General features: G+C 45.4%; 5 protein-coding genes and 1 pseudogene. 5 read left to right on the top strand and 1 reads right to left on the bottom strand.

What is annotated here, in order from left to right; all coding sequences use genetic code 11:
• The first annotated feature begins 447 nt into the window (after window positions 1-447).
• The 4 genes from GRP75_RS17495 to GRP75_RS17480 are packed head-to-tail and all read left to right on the top strand — an operon-like array spanning window position 448 to window position 4,920.
• Complete coding sequence (locus tag GRP75_RS17495) at window positions 448-1,569, top strand: glycosyltransferase (protein WP_028541542.1); 1,122 nt, start codon at window positions 448-450, stop codon at window positions 1,567-1,569.
• 4 nt (window positions 1,570-1,573) lie between these two features.
• Complete coding sequence (locus GRP75_RS17490) at window positions 1,574-2,839, top strand: polysaccharide biosynthesis protein (RefSeq protein WP_076295604.1); 1,266 nt, start codon at window positions 1,574-1,576, stop codon at window positions 2,837-2,839.
• Window positions 2,823-4,049: a glycosyltransferase family 4 protein gene (locus GRP75_RS17485; protein WP_028541544.1), complete on the top strand. Its 1,227-nt coding sequence runs from the start codon at window positions 2,823-2,825 to the stop codon at window positions 4,047-4,049. The genes GRP75_RS17490 and GRP75_RS17485 overlap by 17 nt, the downstream gene beginning before the upstream one ends.
• Entirely contained in the window at window positions 4,009-4,920 is a 912-nt protein-coding gene (locus tag GRP75_RS17480) for a glycosyltransferase (protein WP_160789922.1), read from the top strand. The genes GRP75_RS17485 and GRP75_RS17480 overlap by 41 nt, the downstream gene beginning before the upstream one ends.
• On the opposite strand, the gene GRP75_RS17475 is transcribed toward GRP75_RS17480, so the two are convergent.
• Complete coding sequence (locus GRP75_RS17475) at window positions 4,888-5,592, bottom strand: response regulator (protein WP_023990009.1); 705 nt, start codon at window positions 5,590-5,592, stop codon at window positions 4,888-4,890. The two genes, GRP75_RS17480 and GRP75_RS17475, sit on opposite strands and share 33 nt — an antisense overlap.
• Before the next feature lie 45 nt (window positions 5,593-5,637).
• On the opposite strand from GRP75_RS17475, the pseudogene GRP75_RS17470 reads away from it, so the two are divergent.
• Window positions 5,638-5,899, top strand: a pseudogene (locus GRP75_RS17470) (hypothetical protein); the annotation flags it as partial.

Here is a 5,899-nt window from a genome sequence, read left to right as displayed (position 1 = left end):
AGTCGCTCCGAAGTGCAAGATATAGACGAACTAAACCATTTCGATCTATATATTGTTCATTGAAAGTCGCTTATTGGATTTTTGCAAAATCCTCAAGATGACATGTTGTCCATAGTATGGACGTGCGAATCTGTTTTATTCTTCTATTTATCTATGACAAAATAACCATATATTTTTCCTTCTGTTGATCTAAAAGAACTAATTTTCGATATAGATGCGCTAACTTATTCTGATGGTTTTGGTTCTAATGAATCAGGCCTAAACACTCTGTTTTTATCAAATATGAAAATCAGTTTTTCTTCTCTTATATCCTTATATATCATGGAGTGTCAGCTATTTTGTTAAGGAAATATGAAGTATTTGGACATTAATTTAACTCCTATAAGCAAACATTCTTAATTCTTTTTCAACAAAATAGAACTATTCGGAGGAAAAGGAGAGGTTTGTGTGCAGGGACCTATAGCCATTTTTAGCGATAACGACAGGGCTATTGATTATCCCAATGTGATTTGTTTTTACCAATATATACAGTGCGAGGACACGGAGGCAGCTTCAGTCTACGAGAACGCATGTTGTTGCCTGATTGATTATAGGGAGCCGGGGCAGGCGGTGCGGAAAGCCAATCAGATCCGTAGCCAATTTCCGCAAATGCCATTGTTACTGGTGACGGATGTAACAATTCCGTTCAGTGATCAGCATATGGTGCAAATCACCGGAGTAGGCCGTTTGCGCCTGCTATTTTGGCAAGCCAATGACACCGAAGAAATGCTTTCGGAAATACAAAGCTTGCTCTATCCCGAGTATTCGACCAAAAGCCAACATATTGCATTTATCTTGTCTGTATATAACGAAGAGCAACGTTTTGTTCATGTCAAAACCTTTGCTGAACGACTGCAAGCCTTTATCCGCAGCCATATTATTGAAGGTTCGATTTATCTCATTGATGATGGCAGTCACGATGGTACCAATGCCTTGATTAAAGCGCTGGAGGCAGCAACGGACTTGTCCGTAAACAGGATTAATCAGAATCTTAGCCCGTTGCTTCAAACAAGGGAATTGGGACGCAATACACGTAAGGCAGGGACGTATCTGGAAGGGATGCGGACCATAGGTGCGGATTACTACGTATTTGTGGATGCGGACGACTCCTTTTTTATTGAGGATATTGCCAGAATGATTAATGTTGTTCAGCAGGGCTATTATGATGTCGTGATCGGAACCAAGGATATGACCGCCGAGAATCGATCTTTATTGCGATCTGTTGTCAGCTTTGGTAAGCGGGTCATTTCCCGTCCTTTTTTACCAACAGGTGTGGTAGATTCGCAGACTGGGCTTAAAGTGATGAGTTCGGTTGCAGTGAAACGGATGTTTCCGCATTTAAAGGAACAGCTCGGACTGGCGCTGGATCTAGAAATGATGTTTATTGCCAAGCGACTCCAGCTTCGTGTGCTGCAATTACCCGTCAAATGTATTGACCGCGATGGATCGCACATTCATGTCTGGAAGGATTCTATTCGTTTTTTACGCTCCATCATTGATATTTGGCGACTGGATCGGCGGGTGAGATAACAACGTGAACAACCGATTGCGATCGTTGATGTTCCCTCTCTTTAATGTGCTGCTTAACGGATTTAATTTTTTCTTCCACATTGCAGCGAGTTGGTATCTTACCGGACAAGCTTATGGCCAGGCGAATGCGCTGCTGGCACTTTTTGCACTTTTATCCGTTTTGGGTTTATCCATCCAGCTATTAACCGCCAAACTGGTCTCTAAGGGAGACAAAAAGCTTGCGCTACGAAGCTTACCGCTCGGTTCTTTATTACTCAAAGCACCTCTGGTGCTAACCGTGCTTGCCATGATCATTTTACTCATCTTTCATCCGTTACTGCGTTCGCTATTAGGCGTCGAATCCGGTCCGCTGTTCATGCTGTATGGCTTGATTGGACTGCATATTCTTGTGAGTTCGTGCCGCGGAGATTTACAGGGCAGGGAACGCATGTTGGCGCTCAATGTGAACTATTACATTGAGGTATTAGGGAAGCTGAGCCTGTTTTTTGTTCTGGCTGCACTGGGGTTAAAGCTGGAAGCCCTACTGTTAGCAAGCTGTGGAGGAATGTTGCTGTCGCTGCTCCACGGCTGGATCGTTTCGGCTCGTGGCTTGTCCTTATTCACATACAGTGGAGAACATATCCCTTCTGGGCTATGGAAATCATTGGGTCAGGATTTCACCGATAGCCTTATGACGAATTTATTCATTTTGTTTTGTATCTCCATCGACATGTTGTATGTACAGCATTACTTTCCTGAGCAGGCCAGCAGCTATGCCATTGCGCTGAAGTACAGCCAGTTGGTCTATTACGTTTCGTATAGCCTAATTGCTGCTTTTATTCCAAAGATCGGTGCGCAGGGGCATGACCGCCAAGCTTTGGGCAAGTTGATTGCCGTCTATGCCGGTTTAATGGCTATAGCTGCGATCTGTGTATATGTGGGCACGACCTTTGTGTTCCCATCCTCTATTCCCATATTATTCGGAGCCTCTTACCAATCGGCCGAGGCCTATATTCCATGGGGAGGATGGGTGTACTGGCTATTTTCCATCGTGCTGTTTTTTGTGCATGTGCACGTATTGGTGGGCAGACGAAAATTTATGTTCAGTCTGATGGCAGGAGCCGCGGCTTTATTAGTAGCCTTTCATATTGCCCACACAGATCCGGTAGATTTTTTGCTATCTGAGTTCATAGTTTACGGGGCTATGGCTCTCTACTTTGTGATAGACGCCTATGTGCATTTGTTCAAAATAAAGATAAAGGGGGATTTACCCCATGAATACCATACATGAACAGGACGGTAAAACCGTAGTTCTATTGCTTTCCTGGCGTGACATTCGTTCACCTAAAAGCGGGGGGGCAGAAATTTTTACCCATGAAATGCTTAAACGCTCACAGCAAGGACGTTTCCAGTTCATTCATTTTTCACCCCAATTTGAGGGGATGCCTGAGCATGAAATTATTGACGGTATTACGTATATTCGAAAAGGGAACATATACAGTGTTATTTATTATGCGATGCGCTATTACCGTCGTCATCGAGGGAAGATCGACTATGTGATTAACCAGGCGAATACGCATCAATTCTTTACCCGATTTTGGGTGGAGGCATCCAAACGGATTTTTTTCATACATCAGCTAACAAGGGAAATATGGTTTGAGAACGCCAAATTCCCACTAAATGTTATTGGGTTTCATATGGAGCCCTTGATGCTTAAGCTGGCTCGTAAGGATCGGACGCTTACGGTATCTCCGTCTACTCGATATGATCTACTTAAGCTGGGCTTTCACCCGAATCGTGTCCATCTTTTACCGGAAGGCATTGAGTTTGATCATTGGCCGCGCGAACAATTTTTAACGAAGGAGCCTAATCCGACCTTTATGTATGCTGGGCGCTTCGTCAAATATAAAGGTATTGATCTGGTCGTTGAGGCCTTTGGGCAGCTCAAGGAAAAGTTCCCTCAGGCTATGTTATGGATTGCCGGAAAAACCGATAAAACCTATGTGGCAGAACAATTAGTGCCGATTATGAAACAGTATGGTTTGACATACGGAGAACCGGATGAACAGGGGCAATCGCAAGCCGATATTACCTTTTACGGATTTGTTTCAGCAGAGCATAAGCTGGAGCTGATGAGTCGTGCCCACGCGCTCGTATTTCCTTCCTTACGTGAAGGCTGGGGTTTGACGATTACCGAAGCGGCAGCCGTTGGAACCCCTAGCATTGTCAGCAATTCACCGGGTCTGGTGGATGCAACGGATTTTGGGAAGAGCGGGTATCTATGCTTTCACGGCGACATCCGAGGATTATCTGAACAAATGGAAAGAGCAGCAAAGGGCGGCGAAGATTACATGGCCATCCGTGAGCGGGCGTATCAATATGCGTTAAGATTCCATTTTGATCATACGGCTGCTGCGTTTGAGCAGTTGATGGAAGATTGGGTAGAGGAGGCGGAACAGAGTGGACAAAGTGGTCATTCTCTTCTCCACGTACAACAATGAACGGACGATAGAGCCTTGTTTGCGAAGCTGTATGGGGCAAAATTACAAGGATCTGCATATTGTAATTGCTGATGATGGCTCCAATGACCGGACCGTTGAGACGATTCGTATGCTGTCGGTAGGGAGTTCAGTACCCGTAACGGTATTGGAGCTTCCCCATGGGGAGCGGGGAGTCGCTAGGGTCAGGGCGGTTGAGGAAGCGAAACGCTTGGGTGCCGAATACATATTTGTATTGGATTCCGATATGATTTTAGCCGAACATCTGATTCAGCAGAGCATTGACTTTTTTGACGATCATCAGGATATTGGCGCCTTGGTCGTTCCGGAGGAGGCGTATTCGGAAGCAAACAATTTTTTTTCCAAAGTAAAGGTTTTTGAGCGAAATGTGATTAACAATGCGGGTGAAACCTTGGGAAAACGCTCCATTGAAGCCGCACGTTTCTGGCGAATGAGCGCTTACGAATCGACGGGTGGGTTTAATGCGGAGCAGATTGCTTTTGAAGAAATACAGCCAACCTTGCGTTATATAGAGTCTGGTGGAGTCATTCGCCGGGCGGTATTTACACGGGTATACCATGATGAAAAACAGGTGTATCTGCACGATGTATTACGTAAAAAAGCCTACTACTTTTCGGTGATGGATCGTACGATGTCATCTGAAGAGGGCGGATTGCGAAAAGCGCTGGAACGTTGGTACTTCTTCCGTCCGGTGCTGTATACATGGGGGAATTTGAAAAACTATATCCGTCACCCCTTGCTGACGATGGGGATGTTGTGGATGTATGTATGCCTGACTGTGATTGGGGTAGCCGCCGTGTTAAAGGGCGGCACCCGTCACTCAGGCGATCTCGCTAAGGCGGATAAGGCGTAACGATGAATGGCCGAGGGTCAGTGTATCCAGCGTGTATAAGTCGGGATCGGAAGATTCCGACTCCTCATACGGTATATATAATGAATGCGTGGTTAACTGAATACCTTCCCCGTCAGGATGACGTAGTGAGCAGCCGACAGGATACAGCTCAGCGAGTGCAATGTGTACAGCGGTTACGATATCTTGTTCATTCAGCAGCACATAGGGTCGGTACGGTGCATTCAAAATGCTGTCTATAAAAACTGACAGGTTGGAAGCTACGTTCTGGTCTGCATGTAGGCTGTTTCGGTTGAGTTTGGCCTGATCAAGCGCCTCATACAGTATTTTTTTTAGCGTATCATCATCCAGCTCCAGCGGTTTCGTCAAAAAACGGAACACACCGACTTGGTTAATCGCCGATAAAATGGACTGCGTATGCAGGTGACCAGACAAAATAATTCGTACGATATGTGGATAATCCTTCTTAATCATGCGAAGGAAGGTAATCCCATCCAGACCAGGCATGAGCAGATCGGAAACTACCACATCAATCGGGTGCTGTTCCAGCACTTGTAAGGCTTCTTTGGGCGTGTGAGCGGTATGTAAGGTGAATGCTTCTTGCGTCAAGGTCCGTTCAAGCAGGGACAGAACCATAGGGCTGTCGTCAACAAATAGAATGTTTTGGGGTGTCATAAGAACTGCGCAACTCCAATCAGGAAGTAAGAAATGAGGAACTACATGTATAATATCAGCGTTTTGGCATTTTTGAAAGATGTCAATACAGAACGGGCGTTGCGTCTTTTTTGTGAACGATTTGATTCGGCTGAACATGCCCTCTGGGAAAAAGGTATGCGTCTCCTTCATCAGTATCATGCTGCACGGCATACAGGAGTGACCCTGGCTGTCTCCAGCGCACTTCAGCATATGGACGATCGTCATGATATTTACGTTGTTGATCTGCGAGAATACGGCGAGGAAGAGCTGGATCGCTTATATATCG

It is taken from the genome of Paenibacillus sp. OT2-17, assembly GCF_009827695.1.
GTDB lineage: Bacteria > Bacillota > Bacilli > Paenibacillales > Paenibacillaceae > Paenibacillus > Paenibacillus polymyxa_B.
The sequence above is the reverse complement of the archived record's forward strand: the minus strand, read 5'-3'. Positions and strand labels throughout refer to the sequence as shown.